Source organism: Glycomyces sp. L485 (assembly GCF_022548875.1).
Taxonomy (GTDB): Bacteria; Actinomycetota; Actinomycetes; order Mycobacteriales; family Micromonosporaceae; genus Glycomyces.
In genome coordinates this window covers 123,048-139,617 of record NZ_JAKZEW010000004.1, presented here as the reverse complement: position 1 = coordinate 139,617, position 16,570 = coordinate 123,048, and the positions used below count along the sequence as shown (strand labels likewise).

Below are 16,570 nucleotides of genomic sequence, written 5' to 3'. Positions count from 1 at the left end.
CCTGAGCGCGGACGTCGCCGCCGACCTCGGGCTGGACGCCGACGCGGACCTGAAGTGCGCCGTGCTGGACGAAGGGGCCTCAGGCGTCGACGTCCTGGCGGGCGTCTCCGCCATGAAGCAGTACGACCTCAGCGGCTTCGTGCTGGTAGAGGGGCCGTCCGGCTACATGGTCTGCGCGGTGACGCTCGACTAGTCGGCAGCCGACGCGAGACTCTGCGACCAGCCTCGGGGGGCGGCGTCGCCGGGGTCGAGACCGGCGTCGCCTGCAAAGGATGCGGGGCGGCCCCAGCCATTGGGGCCGCCCCTTCCCGTCCGGTGGCCGGCGCGGCCGAGGCGCAGATCCGCCCGACTCGTGCCTCCCGCCCCGGATTCCTCAGCCGGTCGTGCAGATGATCGACGCCGGCTTCACGGCGGCCCTGGCGTCCTTCGACCCGACGAATCCGAACGTGTACTCCTGGCCCGGCTGGAGCGGATTCCCGCCGCCGAGCCCGGTCGCAGTCACCAGGTGCCCCTCCTTCGCCACGTCCGCACTCCAGTGGTGCTCGATCGACTGCCCGGCGGGCAGCGCCCACCGCACGGCCAGGCCGCTCAGCGGCTCGTCACCGGTGTTGGCGACGATTACTTGCGTGTTGAAGCCGCCGGGCCACGAGCCGTTGACGCGGTACTCCACCTCGCAGGACTCCGCGGGGCGCACCGGCGCGCTCTGGTCGGCGACGAACGTCGCGATCCACGACAGCGGCGCGTTCCAGTTGATCGTCAGCTCGTTCGTAGCCCACGATCCGATGTCGTCGATGTAGCAGCGCTGCGGCGCGCAGCCGCCGAGCAGGCGCTCGGCGACCGGATCCCAGGTATCGGTGAACGTGTTGGGGCCGCCCGCGAGCGTCCCCGACGGGGGATTCGGCAGACCGGGGTCGAGCTGGTTCGCGTACCAGCGGCTGTGCTGGTTCTGCGAGTAGTAGGAGCCGTAACCGGTCACATAGGAGTTTCCGAGCGCGTTGCGTCCGAGAACGTAGTCGAGCCCGCCGAGCACCCCGTCGCGGAACCGCCGCTCCCCGGTGAGGTCGTAGGCGGTCCCGATGACGATCATGTTGTTGAGCACCAGGTTGTTCGAGCCCCATGAGAAGGTCCCGTCGTTGCCGTACACCAGGCCCCACGGGTCGGACGCCTGTGCTTCCAGAAGCTCGTCGGCGCCGGAGACGACCGACTCGATCACGCGGTCGCGGTCGGACAGGTCGTTGGGCACCGAGGCGAGCTGGAGGCGCGCCAGCGGCGCCACGTTGGCCCAGTCGAAGCCGCCCGCGCCGAACACGTCGCCCGAGTGCAGCTCGGATTCGAGGACGAAGTCCTCGAAGGCCCGGTCCCCGGTGGTGAGGAACAGTTCGGCGGCGGCCCAGTAGAACTCGTCGGTGACATCGCTGTCGTCGTAGGGCCCGCCGCCGTCTGGGCTCGGCCCGGCGTACCGCTCCGGGTGCTCCAGCGCGGCGTTCCAGGCGGTCCGGGCCGCGCCCAGGCACTGCTCGGCGAACCCGGCGTCGTACGGGGCGAAGAGCCTGGCGCACTGCGCGCCGGTCGCCGCCAGGTTGAGTGTCGCCGCGGTCGACGGCGGGTAGAGGTGGCGCCGCTGCGGGTCGTCGGCGGGCATGAGCGGCAGGCCGGTCCAGAACTCGTCGTGGATCTTGTGGTGCGCCATGCCGGCGAGCTCCTCGCCGTCGGGCACCTGCATGCTCAACAGGAACTCCATCTCCCAGCGGGCCTCGTCGAGGACGTCGGGGACGCCGTCGCCGTGCTCGGGGATCCGCAGGCTCCCGTCGGCCAGCCGGTCGGGGTCGCCGGTGGGGGAGTGGAGCGCGCGCTCGTAGACGCCCATGAGCTGGGCGACGGAGATGCCGCCGTTGACGACGTACTTGCCGTGGTCGCCCGCGTCGTACCAGCCGCCGGTGACGTCGAGCGTGTAGTCGCAGGCGTCCTCGAAGCAGGGGACCGCCCCGTCTCCCAGGTTCGGGGCGATGTCGACGTGCCCGGCCTCCCGCCCGTAGCCGGGGGCGATCGCCTCGTCGATGGCGATGCCGCTGCGCTGTGTGTAGTAGAAGGACATGGCGTCGACCGACATGTCCGCGTAGACGTCGCCGCCGATCGCGAACGGGTAGGAGGTCTCGCCGTCGGCGGTGATGGTGAAGCCCTCGCCGGTGGCGGTGACGTCGGAGAAGTCGATGACGTGGACGGACTCGCCCGAGGTGGCGTCGGCGCCGTGGACGGCCGAGGACCCGGTGGCCGCCGTCGTGCCATCGGCGTCGTGAAGCTCCCAGTCCACCGGGTCGGCCGCGTCGGTCACCAGCGTGGCCCGCTTCGGTCCGTCGGCGAGGTAGCCGACCTGGTTGACCCGCACGCGCGGGCCGGTGTCGGGGTCGTAGACGGGCGGTTCGGCGTCGGTGAGCAATGTGACCTCCGAGAGGCAGAACTGCCAAGGGTCGGCGTGGCGGCCGATCTGGAACGCCAGCTGCGCGTCCGTCCAGTCCTCGCCCGCGGTGAAGACGTAGCTGTATTGCTGCGCCTCTGGCTCGAGGAGCGGGAACTCCTCCAAGGCGGTAGGCCAGGGGTCGACGTCGCGCTGCACGAGCGCGCGAACGCTCACCTGGTTCGAGGCGCTGGCGGTGAACCGCAGCTCGTAGGATTCGCCGGCGGTCAGCGGCAGGTCGTTCTGTCCGACGATGGCGTCCCAGGCGTTGGCGGTGTCGCCGGGCACGTCGAGGCACCACTCGCCGTCGGCGACGGCCCCGGCCAGGTTCTCGGTGGCCCACCAGCCGTCGGTGCCGGAGGTGAAGTCGCCGTTGACGATGAGGTCGGACGGTTCCTCGTCTTGTGCGTAGGCGCTGGAGACCGCGACGGTCGAGAGCGCCAGGGCTCCGACTGCCGCAGTCGCGGTGAGGGCGCGGCGGGTGCTTCGAGCGGATATGGCGCGGCGAGGCGGCATGGAGTCCCCTTCGAATGGTTGGGAGCGATACCACGCACATCTTGGCATTTTAATTCATGTATGTCAATAGATGGCCCTTATTGGGCGGGTGGGCCGCTCGTGCCGCGGATGAGCAGCTTCGACTCCAGCTTCAGGTAGGCCCCGGCTTCGCGGGCGCCGCGGAGCTGCTCGTCGGCGGCCTGGACCGCCAGGTGCGCCAGACGCGGCACGTCCTGGCGCACGGTGGTCAGGTCGATGTGGCTGAGCCCGGCGATGTGGCTGTCGTCGTAGCCGACGATCGAGACCTGCTCGGGGATCTTGACGCCCGAGCGCGTGAACACGTCGAGCAGGCCGATGGCGCACTGGTCGTTCGAGGCGAACACGGCCGTCGGCAGCGGCCGGTCCTCGGCGAGCATCGCGCGGGCGGCGTCGCAGCCGGCCTCCTCGGTGTGGTTGCCGGGAACGACGCGGATGTGGTCGGCCAGGCCGTGGGCGCGCATCGCGTCCCGGTAGGCGCGTCGGCGCTCGGGGCCGCCGGGCCGGGAGCCGCCGTCGACGTGGACGATGTCCCGGTGCCCCAGGCCGACGAGGTAGTCGACGACCTCGCGGGCGCCGGGGCGGTCGTAGGAGGTCACGACGTCCACGGGGGCGTCGCGGATGTGGCGGCCGACCACGACGGTCGGGATGCGCCGCCCGATCTCCTCGATGTCCTCGACGGGAATGATCGGGCCGCACAGCAGCAGTGCCTCGCTGCGGTGCCCGATGAGCGCCTCGATGGCCTTGTGCTCGTCGCGGGTCGGGACGGCGGCGCTGAGCACCAGGTCGTAGCCGAGCTCCTCGGCGGCCGGATAGATGGCCTCGACGAGGTCGACGTGGTACGGGTTGCGCGCGGTGAACAGGATCCCGAGCACCTTGCTGCGTCCCCTGGCCAGCAGGCGCGCGGCGATGTCGGGCCGGTAGCCGAGCTCGGCCGCGGCCTCGAAGACCCGCTCGCGCGTCTCGGGGCTGGCTCCGGGCTGGCCGCGGAACACCAGGGAGACCAGGGCGCGTGAGACGCCGACCCGTGCGGCCACGTCGGCCATTGTGGGCTTGCGCGACCGCGGTGCCGGGGTGCGGTCGGGTTGGTTCAGGGGGTCCAGGGGGCTCATCACGCCGTTATCCTTCCGATACGAACATATTGAGATTTTTAGTTCCGAATCCTTGACTGAGGGACGTGGTGCATGCCATTCTAGCCCTACTAGCGCGCTCTAGTAGCGCGCTCTAGGTTCAAAATATGCCCGCATATGACGATTTCATCTGCATATGCCCCCTTTTCATACTTCAATGGGAGGCAATGTTGGCTCCGAAGCGGCAGGCCGTCCACGGTGATCGACCGATCGAGGTGATCACCATGGGACGCGTGGGCGTCGACCTCTACCCGGCACAGACCGGCGTCCCCATCCCCGAGGTGACGTCGTTCAACAAGTACCTGGGCGGCAGCCCGACGAACGTCGCGGTCGCCGCGGCCAGGTACGGGCGGCGCTCGGCCGTCGTCACCAAGGTCGGCGACGACCCGTTCGGGACGTACGTGCGCCGGGCCCTCGCCGAGTTCGGGGTGGACGACCGCTTCGTCGGCACCGACCTGGACAACCCCACCCCGCTGACGCTCTGCGAGGTCTTCCCCCCGGACGACTTCCCGCTCTACTTCTACCGCTACCCCAAGGCCCCCGACCTCAACCTCGAGGCCGCCGAGCTCGACACCGAGGCGATCGCCGCCGCCGATGTCTTCTGGGCCACCGTCACCGGCCTGTGCGCCGAGCCCAGTCGCAGCGCGACGCTCGCCGCCCTCGAATCGAGCGGGCCCTGCCGCCACACCATCCTCGACCTGGACTGGCGGCCGATGTTCTGGGACAGCCCCGACGAAGCCCACCAGTGGGTCGACCGGGCGCTCGACTTCGCGGACGTCGCCGTCGGCAACCGCGACGAGGTCGAGGTCGCCGTCGGTGCGCGCGACCCGCGCGAGGCCGCGAAGCGCCTCCGGGACAAGGGCGTCAGGCTCGCCATCGTCAAGCAGGGCCCCGAAGGCGTCCTCGCCGTCGACGACTCGGGCGAGGTCGAGCTGCCGCCCGCGCCGGTCGAGGTCGTCAACGGTCTCGGCGCCGGCGACGCCTTCGGCGGCGCCCTCGTCCACGGACTCCTCTCCGGACTCGACACCGCCGACATCATCGCGCGCGCCAACGCGGCAGGCGCGATCGTCGCCGGCCGCCTGGCCTGCTCCTCGGCCATGCCGACCGGGGCCGAGGTCGACGCGAAGCTGCGGGAGGCCGCCGATGCACGCTGACACCCTCGCCCGCCTGGCCGAGACCAGGCTCCACCGGCCCGCCGCGATCGCCGAGGCCGCCTACGCCCGCAAGAAGGCCGAGGGCCCGGTCGGGCCCAGTGGAAAGTGCTTCGTCATCGCCGCCGACCATCCCGCGCGCGGAGCGCTCGGGACCGGCGGCGACCCCTTCGCCATGGCCGACCGGGGCGACCTGCTCGACCGGCTGCGCATCGCCCTCGACCATCCCGGATGCAACGGGGTGCTCGCCACCGCCGACATCCTCGAAGACCTGCTGCTGCTCGGCTCCCTGGAGGGCAAGGTCGTGTTCGGCTCGATGAACCGGGCCGGCCTGGCCGGGTCGAGCTTCGAGATCGACGACCGGTTCACCGGCTACGACGCCGCCGCCGTCGCCGCGATGGGCTTCGACGGCGGCAAGATGCTCACCCGCATAGCACTCGACGACCCGGCCACCCCGTCCGTCCTGGAGCACACCGCCCGGGCCGTCAACGCGCTCGCCGAACGCGGCCGCATCGCCATGGTCGAGCCGTTCCTCTCGCAATGGGTCGACGGAAAGGTCGTCAACGACCTGTCCACCGAAGCCGTCGTCAAGTCCGCCGCGATCGCCTCGGGGCTCGGGACCACCAGCGCCTACACCTGGCTCAAGCTCCCGACCGCCCCCGACATGGCGCGCGTCGCCGCCGCCTCGACCCTGCCGACGGTCGTCCTCGGCGGCGAGGTGACCGACATCGAGGCCCAGCGCGAGAGCTGGGCGGAATCTCTGGCGCTGCCCAACGTGGTCGGCCTGACCGTCGGCCGGTCCCTGCTGTACCCCGCCGACGGCGACGTCGCCGACGCGATCGAATCGGTGGTGAACCTCCTGTGAACGCGAAACACCACCTCCCGGCCGGATCCACCGCCGAAGGCCCCTATGAGACCGTCGTGACCCCCGAGTCCGCCGGCTGGGGCTACTCGGGCCTCAGCGTCCTCAACCTGGAGGCCGGAGGCTCGCACACCTTCGACACCGGGGACGCCGAGACCCTCGTGCTGCCCCTCGCAGGCGGCTGCACCGTCCACTGCGACGGCCGGACCTTCGACGTCCAGGGCCGCAGAGGCGTCTTCACCCGCGTCACCGACTTCGCCTACGCGCCAAGGGACGCCACGGTCACCGTCGCCAGCGAACACGGCGGACGCTTCGCCCTGCCATCGGCCAAGTGCGAGCGGCGCCTGACCGCCCGCTACGGCCCGGCCGAAGACGTCCCGGTCGAACTCCGGGGCGCCGGCCAGGCATCAAGGCAGGTCAACAACTTCTGCACCCCCGAGACCTTCGAGGCCGACAAACTCATCGCCTGCGAAGTCCTCACCCCCTCGTCGAACTGGTCTTCCTACCCGCCCCACAAACACGACGAGGAGCGCGACGGCGAAGCCGAACTCGAAGAGATCTACTACTTCGAAGTCTCCGGTGAAGGCTTCGGATGGCAACGCGTCTACGGCACCGAAGCCCGCCCGATCGAGGTCTCCAAAGCGGTCGAGAGCGGCGACGTCGTCCTCATCCCGCACGGCTGGCACGGCCCCAGCGCCGCCGCCCCCGGCTACCACCTCTACTACCTCAACGTCATGGCCGGACCCGGCTCCGATCGCGCCTGGCTCATCTGCGACGACCCCGCCCACGGCTGGATCCGCGCCACCTGGGACGCACAGGAGATCGACCCGCGACTGCCGCTCACCTCCACCAGAGAGAACGAAGGGGACGACGATGTCCGCTGACACCATCCGACTGACCGTCGCGCAGGCCCTGGTCAGATTCCTGGCCGAGCAGTGGACCGAACGCGACGGCGAGAAGCACCGCCTCATCGCCGGGACGTTCGGGATCTTCGGCCACGGCAACGTCGCCGGCATCGGACAGGCCCTGCTCCAAGCCGCAGAGGACGACCTCGACATGCCCTACCTCCTCGCCCGCAACGAGCAGGCCATGGTCCACGCCTCGGCCGCCTACGCCAAGGTGAACGACCGGCTCTCCACCTACGCCTGCACCTCCTCCATCGGCCCCGGCTCGACCAACATGGTCACCGGCGCCGCGCTGGCGACCGTCAACCGGCTCCCGGTCCTCCTTCTGCCCAGCGACGTCTTCGCCGGCCGCATCCCCGACCCGGTCCTCCAGCAGCTCGAAGACACCCGCGCGCTCGACGTCTCGGTCAACGACGCGTTCCGGCCCGTCTCCAAGTTCTTCGACCGCGTCTCGCGCCCCGAGCAGCTGATCCCGTCGGCGCTGGCCGCCATGCGGGTGCTCACCGACCCGGTCGAGACCGGCGCGGTCGTCATCTCCCTGCCCCAGGACGTCCAGGCCGAAGCGTTCGACTGGCCGGTCGACTTCTTCCGCCGCCGCACCTGGCGCATCAGGCGTCCCGCTCCCGACGCGGCCGAACTCGCCGCCGCGATCGAAGCGCTCCGGAGCGCGCGGAAGCCGCTCATCGTCGCCGGAGGAGGCGTCGTCTACTCAGGCGCAACCGGGCGTCTGCGCGAGTTCGCCGCCGCGCACGGCATCCCCGTAGCCGAGACCCATGCCGGCCGCGGCTCGGTGCCGTGGGATCACCCGCAGGCCGTCGGCGCCCTCGGCTCGACCGGCTCGCGCGCCGCCAACCACCTCGCGCACGACGCCGACGCGGTACTCGGCATCGGCACCCGCTACTCCGACTTCACCACCGCCTCCCACACCGTCTTCGGCAACCCCGACGTCAGGTTCGTCAACCTCAACGTCGTGCCGATGGACGCCGCCAAGCACTCTGCGGCCACGCTCGTCGCCGACGCCCGCACCGGCATCGAGGCCCTCGCCGAGGGCCTGCGCGGCTGGAAGACCGCCCCCGCCTGGACCCGGCGGGCCACGCAGCTCGCGGCCGACTGGCAGGCCGTCATCGACGGCGCCAGGCACCTCGGGCACGAGCCGCTCCCCGCCCAGACCGAGATCCTCGGCGCCCTCAACGACGCCATGGACGAGCGCGACATCGTCGTCAACGCCGCCGGCTCGATGCCCGGCGACCTCCAGATGATGTGGCGCTCGCGGGACCCCAAGCAGTACCACGTCGAATACGGCTACTCCTGCATGGGATACGAGGTCGCCGCCGGGCTCGGCTGCAAACTCGCCGACCCGCGCCGCGAGGTCTTCGTCCTCGTCGGCGACGGCTCGTACCTCATGCTCTCCTCCGAGATCACCACCGCGATCTCCGAAGGCCTGAAGATCGTCGTCGTCATCGTCCAGAACCACGGCTTCGCCTCGATCGGGGCCCTGTCCGAAACGCTCGGCAGCCGGCGCTTCGGCACCGAGTACCGCTACCGCGACGCCGAGACCGGCCGGCTCGACGGCGACGTCCTGCCGGTCGACCTGGCCGCCAACGCCGCCAGCCTCGGCGCCGACGTCATCACCGCGAAGACCGTCGCCGACTTCAAGGACGCGCTCGAACGGGCCAAAGCCGCCGAGACCACCACCGTCGTCCACGTCGAGACCGACCCCTACTCGCCCGGACTGCCCCAGAGCGCCTGGTGGGACGTGCCCGTATCCGAGACCGCGACCCTCGAGTCCACACGTGAGGCGCGCGCCGCCTACGAGTCCAGCAAGCGCGGCCAGCGCCACTACCTCTAGGAGCCGAGCAATGCCGACGACCATCGACCACTGGATCGGCGGGAAGAGCGCCGCCGGCGAATCCGGCCGGCTCGCGCCCGTGTGGAACCCCGCGACCGGCCGCGAGCAGGCCCAGGTGCGTCTCGCCTCCTCCGCCGACGTCGACGCCGCCGTGGCCGCCGCGGCGGCGGCCTTCCAGTCCTGGCGGCACGAATCGCTGACAAAGCGCAGCCGCGTCATGTTCAGGCTGCGGGACCTGGTCGAGCGCCACGAGCTCGAACTCGCGAAGATCATCGCCGCCGAGCACGGCAAGGTCGTCGACGACGCCCGAGGCGAGATCGTCCGCGGCCGCGAGGTCATCGAGTTCGCCTGCGGCGTCACCTCCGCGCTCAAGGGCGGCCTGTCGGTCGACGTCTCCGGCGGGGTCGACTCCTACGACTTCCGCGAACCGCTCGGCGTGTGCGCCGGGGTCACACCGTTCAACTTCCCGGTGATGGTGCCGATGTGGATGCACCCCGTCGCGATCGCCACCGGCAACACCTTCGTGCTCAAACCGTCCGAACGCGACCCCTCCGCGAGCCGGTTCATCGCCGAGCTCTACGCCCGGGCCGGGCTCCCCGACGGCGTGTTCAACGTCGTCAACGGCGACAAGGAGGCCGTCGACGCACTCCTGACCAACCCCGACGTCGCCGCGGTGTCCTTCGTCGGCTCCACGCCGATCGCCAGGTACATCCACGAGCAGGCCACCGCGAACGGCAAACGGGTCCAGGCGCTCGGCGGCGCCAAGAACCACGCCGTGGTCCTGCCCGACGCCAACATGGACTGGGCCGCGAACCAGCTGGCCGCCGCCGCGTTCGGCTCGGCCGGGCAGCGGTGCATGGCCGTCTCAGTCGCGGTCGCCGTCGGCGACGCCGCCGACGAGCTCGTCGACCTGCTCAAGGTGAAGGCCGAAGCGGTCGCGGTCGGTCCCGGCGACGACCCCGAATCCGAGATGGGACCGGTCGTCACCCGAGCCGCCTGCGACCGCGTCACCGGCTACATAGACTCCAGTCTCGTCCAAGGCGCCACCCCCGTCGTCGACGGCCGCGACCTGAAGATCGAGGGCCACCAGGACGGCTTCTTCGTCGGCCCGACCGTGCTCGACCACGTCACGCCCGACATGGACGTCTACCAGGACGAGGTCTTCGGGCCGGTTCTCGCCGTCGTCCGGGTCGAGACCCTCGAGGCGGCCATCGACCTCATCAACGCCAACCCCTACGGCAACGGCACGGCGATCTTCACCTTCGACGGCGGCGCCGTCCGCACCTTCGAACGAGGTGTCGACGTCGGCATGATCGGCGTCAACGTGCCGATCCCCGTCCCGAACGCGCACTACTCCTTCGGCGGCTGGAAGGACTCCCTGTTCGGCTCCAGCCACATCCACGGTCCCGAGGGCGTCCAGTTCTACACCCGCGCCAAGGTCGTGACCGCGCGCTGGCCCAAGCACACCGAGGCCCAGGCCGCCCAGCTCAACTTCCCCACATCCAGCTGACCGGACAGGAGACCACCTGATGTCGACGAATCAAGCCCGCAACCTGCGCCTGGGCTCCGCGCCCGACTCATGGGGAGTGTGGTTCCCCGACGACGAGTTCCAACTGCCGTACACGCAGTTCCTCGACGAGCTCGCGCAGGCCGGCTACGAGTGGCTGGAGCTCGGCCCCTACGGCTATCTGCCGACCGACCCCGACGAGCTGACCGAGGAGGTCGGCAGGCGCGGCCTCAAGGTCTCCGGCGGCACCGTGTTCGGGAACCTTCACCGGCCGGAGATGTTCGACGAGACGATCGCGACCGTCTCCAAGGTCGCCGCGCTCACCGCCTCCCAGGGGGCGAAGCACGTCGTGTTCATCCCGCCGCTTTTCCGCGACGAGAAGACCGGTGCGATCTGCGACGTCGTCGACTGGGACGCCGAGCAGTGGAAGACCGTCCACGCCGCGGCGAACCGCGTCGGCAGGCTGATGTTCGAGGAGCACGGCGTCACGATCGCGGTCCACCCGCACGCCGACTCCCAGATCATGACCCAGCCGCAGATCGAGGCGTTCCTCGACGGGACGGATTCTAAATACGTGTCGCTGTGCCTGGACACCGGGCACGTGGCCTACGGCGGAGGCGACAACGTCGACCTCATACGCCGCTACGCCGAGCGCATCGGATACGTCCACATCAAACAGATGGACCCGGACGTGCTTCAGCAGGTGAACGACGAGGGACTCGGATTCGGGGAGGCCGTCAAACGAGGGGTGTGCGTCGAGCCGCCCGCGGGGGTGCCCAGCCCCGCCGACGTCGTCACCGAGCTCTCCAAGCTCGACGCCGAACTGTTCGTGATCGTCGAGCAGGACCTGTATCCGTGCGAGTCCGACGTTCCCTACCCGATCGCGGTGAGGACTCGCGACCACCTCAACAGCTGCGGCCTCGGCGCCCGCTACCAGCGGACCTGAGGAGCGGCGAAACCTCCCTGGAAAGGGATGTCCACATGACCATGCAACGACGACTGGTTCCCATCCTCGCCGCCACCGCGCCGCGCTCGGAGCCGACCCTGGAGGACCTCCGCATGTCCGCAGGCGCGGAGCTCGAACGCGCCACCGCACCAGAGAAGAAGGGCTGAATCGAATGACCATCGGCATCGGCGTGATCGGGACCGGCTGGATCGGCGAGGAGCACGTGCGTCGCCTGACGCACCTCGTCTCCGGAGCGAAGGTCGCGGCGGTCACCGACATCGACCTCCAGCGCGCCGCCGAAGTGGCGGGCATCGCGGGGGCCGAGGTGGTCGACTCGGCTGAGAAGCTGATCGACGGCCCCGCGGTCGACGCCGTCGTCGTGACCTCCTGGGGTCCCGTCCACGCCGAGCAGGTGCTCGCCTGCATCAAGGCGGGGAAGTCGGTGTTCTGCGAGAAGCCGCTCACGACCGACGCCGCCGACGGCCTTCGCGTCATGGAGGCCGAGCAGGCATTCGGGCGCAGACTCGTCCAGGTCGGCTTCATGCGCCGCTACGACCCCGGATACCGCGAGATGAAGGACGTCATCGACGCCGGACGGATCGGCGTGCCGCTCATGGCGCACTGCGTCCACCGCAACCCGAGCGTCCGCGAGTCCTACCACTCCGCCATGGCCGCGCAGGACACCGCCGTCCACGAGATCGACACACTGCGCTGGCTCCTCGCCGACGAGTTCACCTCGGTACAGGTGCTCACGCCGCGCAAGACCTCCAAGCGGTTCGAGCACCTCCAGGACCCGCAGATGCTCCTGCTCGAGACCGCCGCCGGAGCCCGCGTCGACGTCGAGGTGTTCGTCAACTGCCAGTACGGCTACGACATCCAGTGCGAGGTCGTCGGCGAGACGGGGACGGTGCGCCTGCCCGACCCGGCCAGGGCGGGCATCCGCACCGCGGCCACGTCCGGGTACGGCATCGTCCAGGAATTCAAGGACCGGTTCACCGTGGCCTTCGACGTCGAGCTCCAGGAGTGGATCGACGCCGTCGCGAACGAGGAGGAGCCGACCGGCCCCTCCTCCTGGGACGGCTACGCCGCCACCGTCGTCACCAACGCCGCCGTCCAGGCGCTGGACTCCGGCCTGATCGTCCCGGTCGACCTGCCCGAGCGACCGAGCTTCTACGCATAGAAGGGAGCCATCGTGAAGATCGCGCTCGACCCGACGCCGTTGGGGCACCTGTCGCTGACCGACATGGTGCCCATCGTGGCCGACCTCGGTTTTGAATACATCGAGCTGTCGTCCCGCGAGGACTTCATGCCGTTCCTCGTCCACCCCAGGGCCGCGTTCATGCTCGAACAGGCCAGGAGCGGGATCCAGTCCGCCTGAGGGCCTTGCTCCGACAGGAGCGAGGGCCGGCGAGGGCGCCACCGGGGCCTTCCTCCTCCGAACACCGATAGTCGCCGGTATCCGGTTGCGCCGGTCGCTCCCGTTCTAGTCTCGACCTGAAAGGGAGTGAAGAATCATGCACACCATCGACGTGAAGGACTTCGATCACCCGAGCGACAAGGCGGAGTTCGTCGACCACATGGGCGTCAAGGAAGTGGTCATGCTCGACGGCAGGCCCGTCGTGCACTCCGTGTTCGAACCCGGCTGGCACTGGGCGGAGCACGCCAAGCCGCTCGTGGGGACCGAGACCTGTCCCAACCGGCACCTCGGCTACTGCACCGAAGGCCACCTGCGGGTCATGATGGACGACGGCAGCGTCAAGGAGGTCCACGCCGGGGACACGTTCTATGTCGAGCCCGGCCACGACGCCGAGGTCATCGGCGACGAACGCTGCGTCATCGTGGACTTCGGCTCCTACGAGTGAACGCGTCCGGCCGGTGGGACACGCCTCCCACCAGGTGCCGGGTCACATCGGGCCGGGTGGCAGACTTGACGGCGTGTTGCGATGGATGACAGCTGGAGAATCACACGGACCCGAACTCGTGGTCACCCTCGACGGCATGCCCGCCGGAATCGAGCTCACCACCGGAGCAGTGGCCGCCGAACTGGCCCGACGGCGCCTCGGTTACGGACGCGGCGCCCGTATGAAGTTCGAGGCCGACGAGGTCGCCTTCATCGGCGGGGTGCGGCACGGCCGCACCCTCGGCTCGCCCGTCGCCATCAAAGTCGGCAACACCGAATGGCCCAAGTGGGAGCAGGTCATGGCCGCCGACCCCGTCGACGAGGCCGTGCTCGAAGGCCTCGCCCGCAACACCCCCCTCACCCGCCCCAGGCCCGGCCACGCCGACCTGGCCGGCATGCAGAAGTACGACCACACCGACGCCCGCCCGATCCTGGAGCGCGCCTCCGCGCGCGAGACGGCCGCGCGCGTCGCCGGCGGCACCGCCGCCAAGTCTTTCCTCAAGCAGGCCTTCGGCATCGAGATCCTCTCCCACGTCAAGGCCCTCGGAGGAGTCCGCGTCAAGGACGGCACCGTCCCCACCCCGGCCGACTTCGAGGCCATCGACGCCGACCCCCTGCGCTGCCTCGACCCCGATGCCTCGGCCCGCATGGTCGCCGAGGTCGACGCCGCCAAGAAGGATGCCGACACCCTCGGCGGCGTCGTCGAGGTCCTCGCCTACAACGTCCCGCCCGGCCTCGGCTCCCACGTGCAATGGGACCGCAAGCTCGACGCCCGCCTGGCCACCGCGCTCATGTCGATTCAGTCGGTCAAGGCCGTCGAGATCGGCGACGGCCTCATGCAGGCCGCCGTCCGCGGCTCGGCCGCCCACGACGAGATCGTGCCGGGCGTCGAAGGCGTCGAACGCGTCACCGACCGCGCCGGCGGCCTCGAAGGCGGCATCACCACCGGCCAGCCGGTGCGCGTCTCGGCGATGCTCAAGCCCATCTCGTCGCTGACCCGCCCGCTGCGCACCATCGACACCGCCACCGGCGAGGCCGCCGAGGCGATCAACCAGCGCTCCGACGTGTGCGCCGTGCCCGCCGGAGGCGTCGTCGCCGAGTCGATGGTCGCCTACGTTCTCGCCGAGGCCGCCCTGGAGAAGTTCGGCGGCGACTCGGTCGGCGAGGCCCGCCGCAACTGCGAGAACTACCTCCAGAACCTGCGGGTGAAGTGATGGGCCCGCACCCGTCGCCCCTCCCCGCCGGCGCCGCTTCGCGACGCCTCGCCCCAAACCGGAGTGAACGCTGATGAGCCTTGTCGTCATCGTCGGTCCGCCCGGCTCGGGCAAGACCACCGCCGGCACCGCGTTGGCCGAACTGCTCGGAGTCACCTTCCGCGACACCGACGCCGACATCGCCGCCGCCGCGGGCAAGCCGATCCCCGACATCTTCGTCGACGACGGCGAGGACCACTTCCGCGAGCTCGAACGCGAGGCCGTGCGCCGCGCAGTCGCCGAGCACGACGGCGTCCTCGCCCTCGGCGGGGGAGCGGTCATGGCCGAGGCCACCCGGGGGCTCCTCGCGGACGTGCCCGTGGTGCATCTGCTCGTCGACCTCGCCGAGGCCGTCAAACGCACCGAGATCGACCGCGGTCGCCCGCTGCTGGCGGTCAACCCGCGCGCCACGATGCGCAGGCTCATGGACGAGCGTCTCCCGCTCTACCGCCAGGTCGCCGACATCGAGATCGACACCACCGGAAGGGACGTGAGGGAGTTGGCCGAGGAGATCGCCGCCAGGCTCGGGACTCGCACCGTCACCGTGAACGACGCCGACGCCCCGTATCCGGTCCTCATCGGACGCGGCGTCGTCGCCCGTCTGCCCGAGTACCTGGACCGGGCCGCCCGCGTCGCCGTCGTGCACACCGCCAGCACCGCCGCGCTCGCCGAACGGGTCGGCGCGCTCGTACCCGAGGGCGTCGAGGCGACCCTCATGGAGATCCCCGACGCCGAGGACGGCAAGACCGTCACCGTGGCCGAGCAGTGCTGGGAGGCGCTCGGAGCCGAGGGCTTCACCCGCACCGACGTCGTCATCGGCGTCGGCGGTGGTGCGGTCACCGACCTGGCCGGGTTCGTCGCGGCCTGCTGGCTGCGCGGCGTCGCGGTCGTCCACGTCCCGACCTCGCTGCTCGGCGCGGTCGACGCCGCCGTGGGCGGCAAGACCGGAGTGAACACCGCCGCCGGCAAGAACCTCGTCGGGGCCTTCCACCCGCCGCGCGCGGTCCTGGTCGACCTCGACAACTTCGCGACCCTCCCGGAGCGCGATCTCGCCGCCGGACTGGCCGAGGTCGTCAAGGCGGGTTTCATCGCCGACCCGGTGATCCTCGACCTGGTCGAGGCGGACCCCGAGGCGGCCCTCGACGCCGCCGGCCCGGTCTGCGCCGAGCTGGTCGAACGCGCGATCGCCGTCAAGGCCGAGGTCGTGGCCTCCGATCTCAAGGAGGGCGGCCTGCGGGCCATCCTCAACTACGGGCACACCTTCGCGCACGCCGTCGAGAAGCTGGAGCACTACCGCTGGCGGCACGGCGACGCCGTCGCCGTCGGCATGGTCTACGCCGCCCACCTCGGGGCTATCACCGGCCGTGTCGACCTGGTCGAGCGCACCAAGGCGGTCCTGGAGTCCCTCGGTCTGCCGACGACGTACCGGGCGGGCCGCTGGGAAGAGATCAGCGGAGTCATGAGGATCGACAAGAAGAACGTCGGCAAGACCCAGCGGTTCGTCCTCCTCGACGACCTCGGCAAGGCCGCCGTAGTCGAGGACGTCACCGTCGCCCAGCAGCGCGAGGCCTATGAAAGGCTGACCGCATGAAGACACTGGTGCTCAACGGCCCCAACCTCAACCGGCTCGGCAGACGCGAACCCGCGATCTACGGTTCCGCCACTCTCGACGACCTGGCCGATCTATGCGTCAATAGGGGCAAGGAAGTGGGTCTGGAGGTCGATTTCCGCCAGACCAACGCCGAGAACGAGCTGCTCGCTTGGCTCCACGAGGCGGCTGACAACGCATACCCGGTGGTACTCAACGCCGCTGCTTGGACCCACACATCGGTGGCAATCGGCGATGCCTGCGCGCAGCTGACGGCTCCGCTCATCGAAGTTCACATCTCCAACGTCTTCGCGCGAGAGACATTCCGCCACCACTCATACGTTTCGTCATACGCGACCGGCATCATTGTCGGGCTCGGGTTCGACGGGTATTTGATGGCACTTCACCAACTGGCGAAGTGATTGATCCCCACGGATGTGGGGGTGATCCCCACGATGGGGGGCTCATCGAGTGGCTCCAGGAGTGTTCCCCG

General features: G+C 70.2%; 16 protein-coding genes. 14 read left to right on the top strand and 2 right to left on the bottom strand.

The features are described 5' to 3' along the window. On the top strand, positions 1–193 hold a 193-nt coding region (locus tag L0U85_RS04295; protein WP_241376520.1), incomplete at its 5' end, for a hypothetical protein. 180 nt (positions 194–373) lie between these two features. On the opposite strand, the gene L0U85_RS04290 is transcribed toward L0U85_RS04295, so the two are convergent. Next, positions 374–2,971 (bottom strand): glycoside hydrolase family 9 protein, encoded by a 2,598-nt coding sequence (locus tag L0U85_RS04290; RefSeq protein WP_241376519.1) that lies wholly within the window; start codon positions 2,969–2,971, stop codon positions 374–376. 77 nt (positions 2,972–3,048) lie between these two features. Continuing rightward, positions 3,049–4,098, bottom strand: a complete 1,050-nt coding sequence (locus L0U85_RS04285; RefSeq protein WP_241376577.1) for a LacI family DNA-binding transcriptional regulator — start codon at positions 4,096–4,098, stop codon at positions 3,049–3,051. A gap of 185 nt (positions 4,099–4,283) precedes the next feature. On the opposite strand from L0U85_RS04285, the gene iolC reads away from it, so the two are divergent. From iolC to aroQ, 13 genes are all read left to right on the top strand, one after another. Next, positions 4,284–5,270 (top strand): 5-dehydro-2-deoxygluconokinase, encoded by a 987-nt coding sequence (gene iolC / locus L0U85_RS04280; protein WP_241376518.1) that lies wholly within the window; start codon positions 4,284–4,286, stop codon positions 5,268–5,270. Then, positions 5,260–6,132 carry an aldolase gene (locus L0U85_RS04275; RefSeq protein ID WP_241376517.1) on the top strand — a complete coding sequence of 291 codons (873 nt, stop codon included), beginning with the start codon at positions 5,260–5,262 and terminating at the stop codon, positions 6,130–6,132. The genes iolC and L0U85_RS04275 overlap by 11 nt, the downstream gene beginning before the upstream one ends. Next, positions 6,129–7,013, top strand: a complete 885-nt coding sequence (gene iolB / locus L0U85_RS04270; RefSeq protein WP_241376516.1) for a 5-deoxy-glucuronate isomerase — start codon at positions 6,129–6,131, stop codon at positions 7,011–7,013. Before L0U85_RS04275 ends, iolB begins: the two co-directional genes overlap by 4 nt. Then, a complete protein-coding gene (gene iolD, locus L0U85_RS04265; protein ID WP_241376515.1) occupies positions 7,003–8,883 on the top strand; it encodes a 3D-(3,5/4)-trihydroxycyclohexane-1,2-dione acylhydrolase (decyclizing) in 1,881 nt (626 codons plus the stop codon). Before iolB ends, iolD begins: the two co-directional genes overlap by 11 nt. Positions 8,884–8,893: 10 nt before the next feature. After that, a complete protein-coding gene (locus L0U85_RS04260; RefSeq protein WP_241376514.1) occupies positions 8,894–10,393 on the top strand; it encodes a CoA-acylating methylmalonate-semialdehyde dehydrogenase in 1,500 nt (499 codons plus the stop codon). Between the two features lie 19 nt (positions 10,394–10,412). Next, complete coding sequence (locus tag L0U85_RS04255) at positions 10,413–11,336, top strand: TIM barrel protein (RefSeq protein ID WP_241376513.1); 924 nt, start codon at positions 10,413–10,415, stop codon at positions 11,334–11,336. Between the two features lie 35 nt (positions 11,337–11,371). Beyond that, positions 11,372–11,503 carry a hypothetical protein gene (locus tag L0U85_RS20440; protein WP_277605355.1) on the top strand — a complete coding sequence of 44 codons (132 nt, stop codon included), beginning with the start codon at positions 11,372–11,374 and terminating at the stop codon, positions 11,501–11,503. Between the two features lie 5 nt (positions 11,504–11,508). Continuing rightward, on the top strand, positions 11,509–12,516 hold the full coding sequence (locus tag L0U85_RS04250) for a Gfo/Idh/MocA family oxidoreductase (RefSeq protein ID WP_241376512.1): 1,008 nt from the start codon (positions 11,509–11,511) through the stop codon (positions 12,514–12,516). A gap of 12 nt (positions 12,517–12,528) precedes the next feature. Next, positions 12,529–12,714, top strand: a complete 186-nt coding sequence (locus L0U85_RS04245; RefSeq protein ID WP_241376511.1) for a hypothetical protein — start codon at positions 12,529–12,531, stop codon at positions 12,712–12,714. A gap of 136 nt (positions 12,715–12,850) precedes the next feature. After that, positions 12,851–13,198, top strand: coding sequence for a cupin domain-containing protein (locus tag L0U85_RS04240; RefSeq protein WP_241376510.1), 348 nt, complete (start codon positions 12,851–12,853; stop codon positions 13,196–13,198). A gap of 73 nt (positions 13,199–13,271) precedes the next feature. Continuing rightward, on the top strand, positions 13,272–14,450 hold the full coding sequence (gene aroC, locus L0U85_RS04235; protein ID WP_241376509.1) for a chorismate synthase: 1,179 nt from the start codon (positions 13,272–13,274) through the stop codon (positions 14,448–14,450). Between the two features lie 73 nt (positions 14,451–14,523). Continuing rightward, positions 14,524–16,080 carry a 3-dehydroquinate synthase gene (gene aroB / locus L0U85_RS04230; protein WP_241376508.1) on the top strand — a complete coding sequence of 519 codons (1,557 nt, stop codon included), beginning with the start codon at positions 14,524–14,526 and terminating at the stop codon, positions 16,078–16,080. Then, the gene (gene aroQ, locus L0U85_RS04225) at positions 16,077–16,499 is read left to right on the top strand and encodes a type II 3-dehydroquinate dehydratase (protein WP_241376507.1); all 423 of its coding nucleotides are present in this window, start codon (positions 16,077–16,079) and stop codon (positions 16,497–16,499) included. Before aroB ends, aroQ begins: the two co-directional genes overlap by 4 nt. Positions 16,500–16,570 lie beyond the last annotated feature (71 nt).

Coding starts and splice junctions, on each gene's coding strand:
- L0U85_RS04290 (WP_241376519.1), bottom strand. CDS start 2,971: ATGCCGCCTCGCCGCGCCATATCCGCTCGAAGCACCCGCCGCGCCCTC.
- L0U85_RS04285 (WP_241376577.1), bottom strand. CDS start 4,098: ATGAGCCCCCTGGACCCCCTGAACCAACCCGACCGCACCCCGGCACCG.
- iolC (WP_241376518.1), top strand. CDS start 4,284: ATGTTGGCTCCGAAGCGGCAGGCCGTCCACGGTGATCGACCGATCGAG.
- L0U85_RS04275 (WP_241376517.1), top strand. CDS start 5,260: ATGCACGCTGACACCCTCGCCCGCCTGGCCGAGACCAGGCTCCACCGG.
- iolD (WP_241376515.1), top strand. CDS start 7,003: ATGTCCGCTGACACCATCCGACTGACCGTCGCGCAGGCCCTGGTCAGA.
- L0U85_RS04260 (WP_241376514.1), top strand. CDS start 8,894: ATGCCGACGACCATCGACCACTGGATCGGCGGGAAGAGCGCCGCCGGC.
- L0U85_RS04255 (WP_241376513.1), top strand. CDS start 10,413: ATGTCGACGAATCAAGCCCGCAACCTGCGCCTGGGCTCCGCGCCCGAC.
- L0U85_RS20440 (WP_277605355.1), top strand. CDS start 11,372: ATGACCATGCAACGACGACTGGTTCCCATCCTCGCCGCCACCGCGCCG.
- L0U85_RS04250 (WP_241376512.1), top strand. CDS start 11,509: ATGACCATCGGCATCGGCGTGATCGGGACCGGCTGGATCGGCGAGGAG.
- L0U85_RS04240 (WP_241376510.1), top strand. CDS start 12,851: ATGCACACCATCGACGTGAAGGACTTCGATCACCCGAGCGACAAGGCG.
- aroB (WP_241376508.1), top strand. CDS start 14,524: ATGAGCCTTGTCGTCATCGTCGGTCCGCCCGGCTCGGGCAAGACCACC.
- aroQ (WP_241376507.1), top strand. CDS start 16,077: ATGAAGACACTGGTGCTCAACGGCCCCAACCTCAACCGGCTCGGCAGA.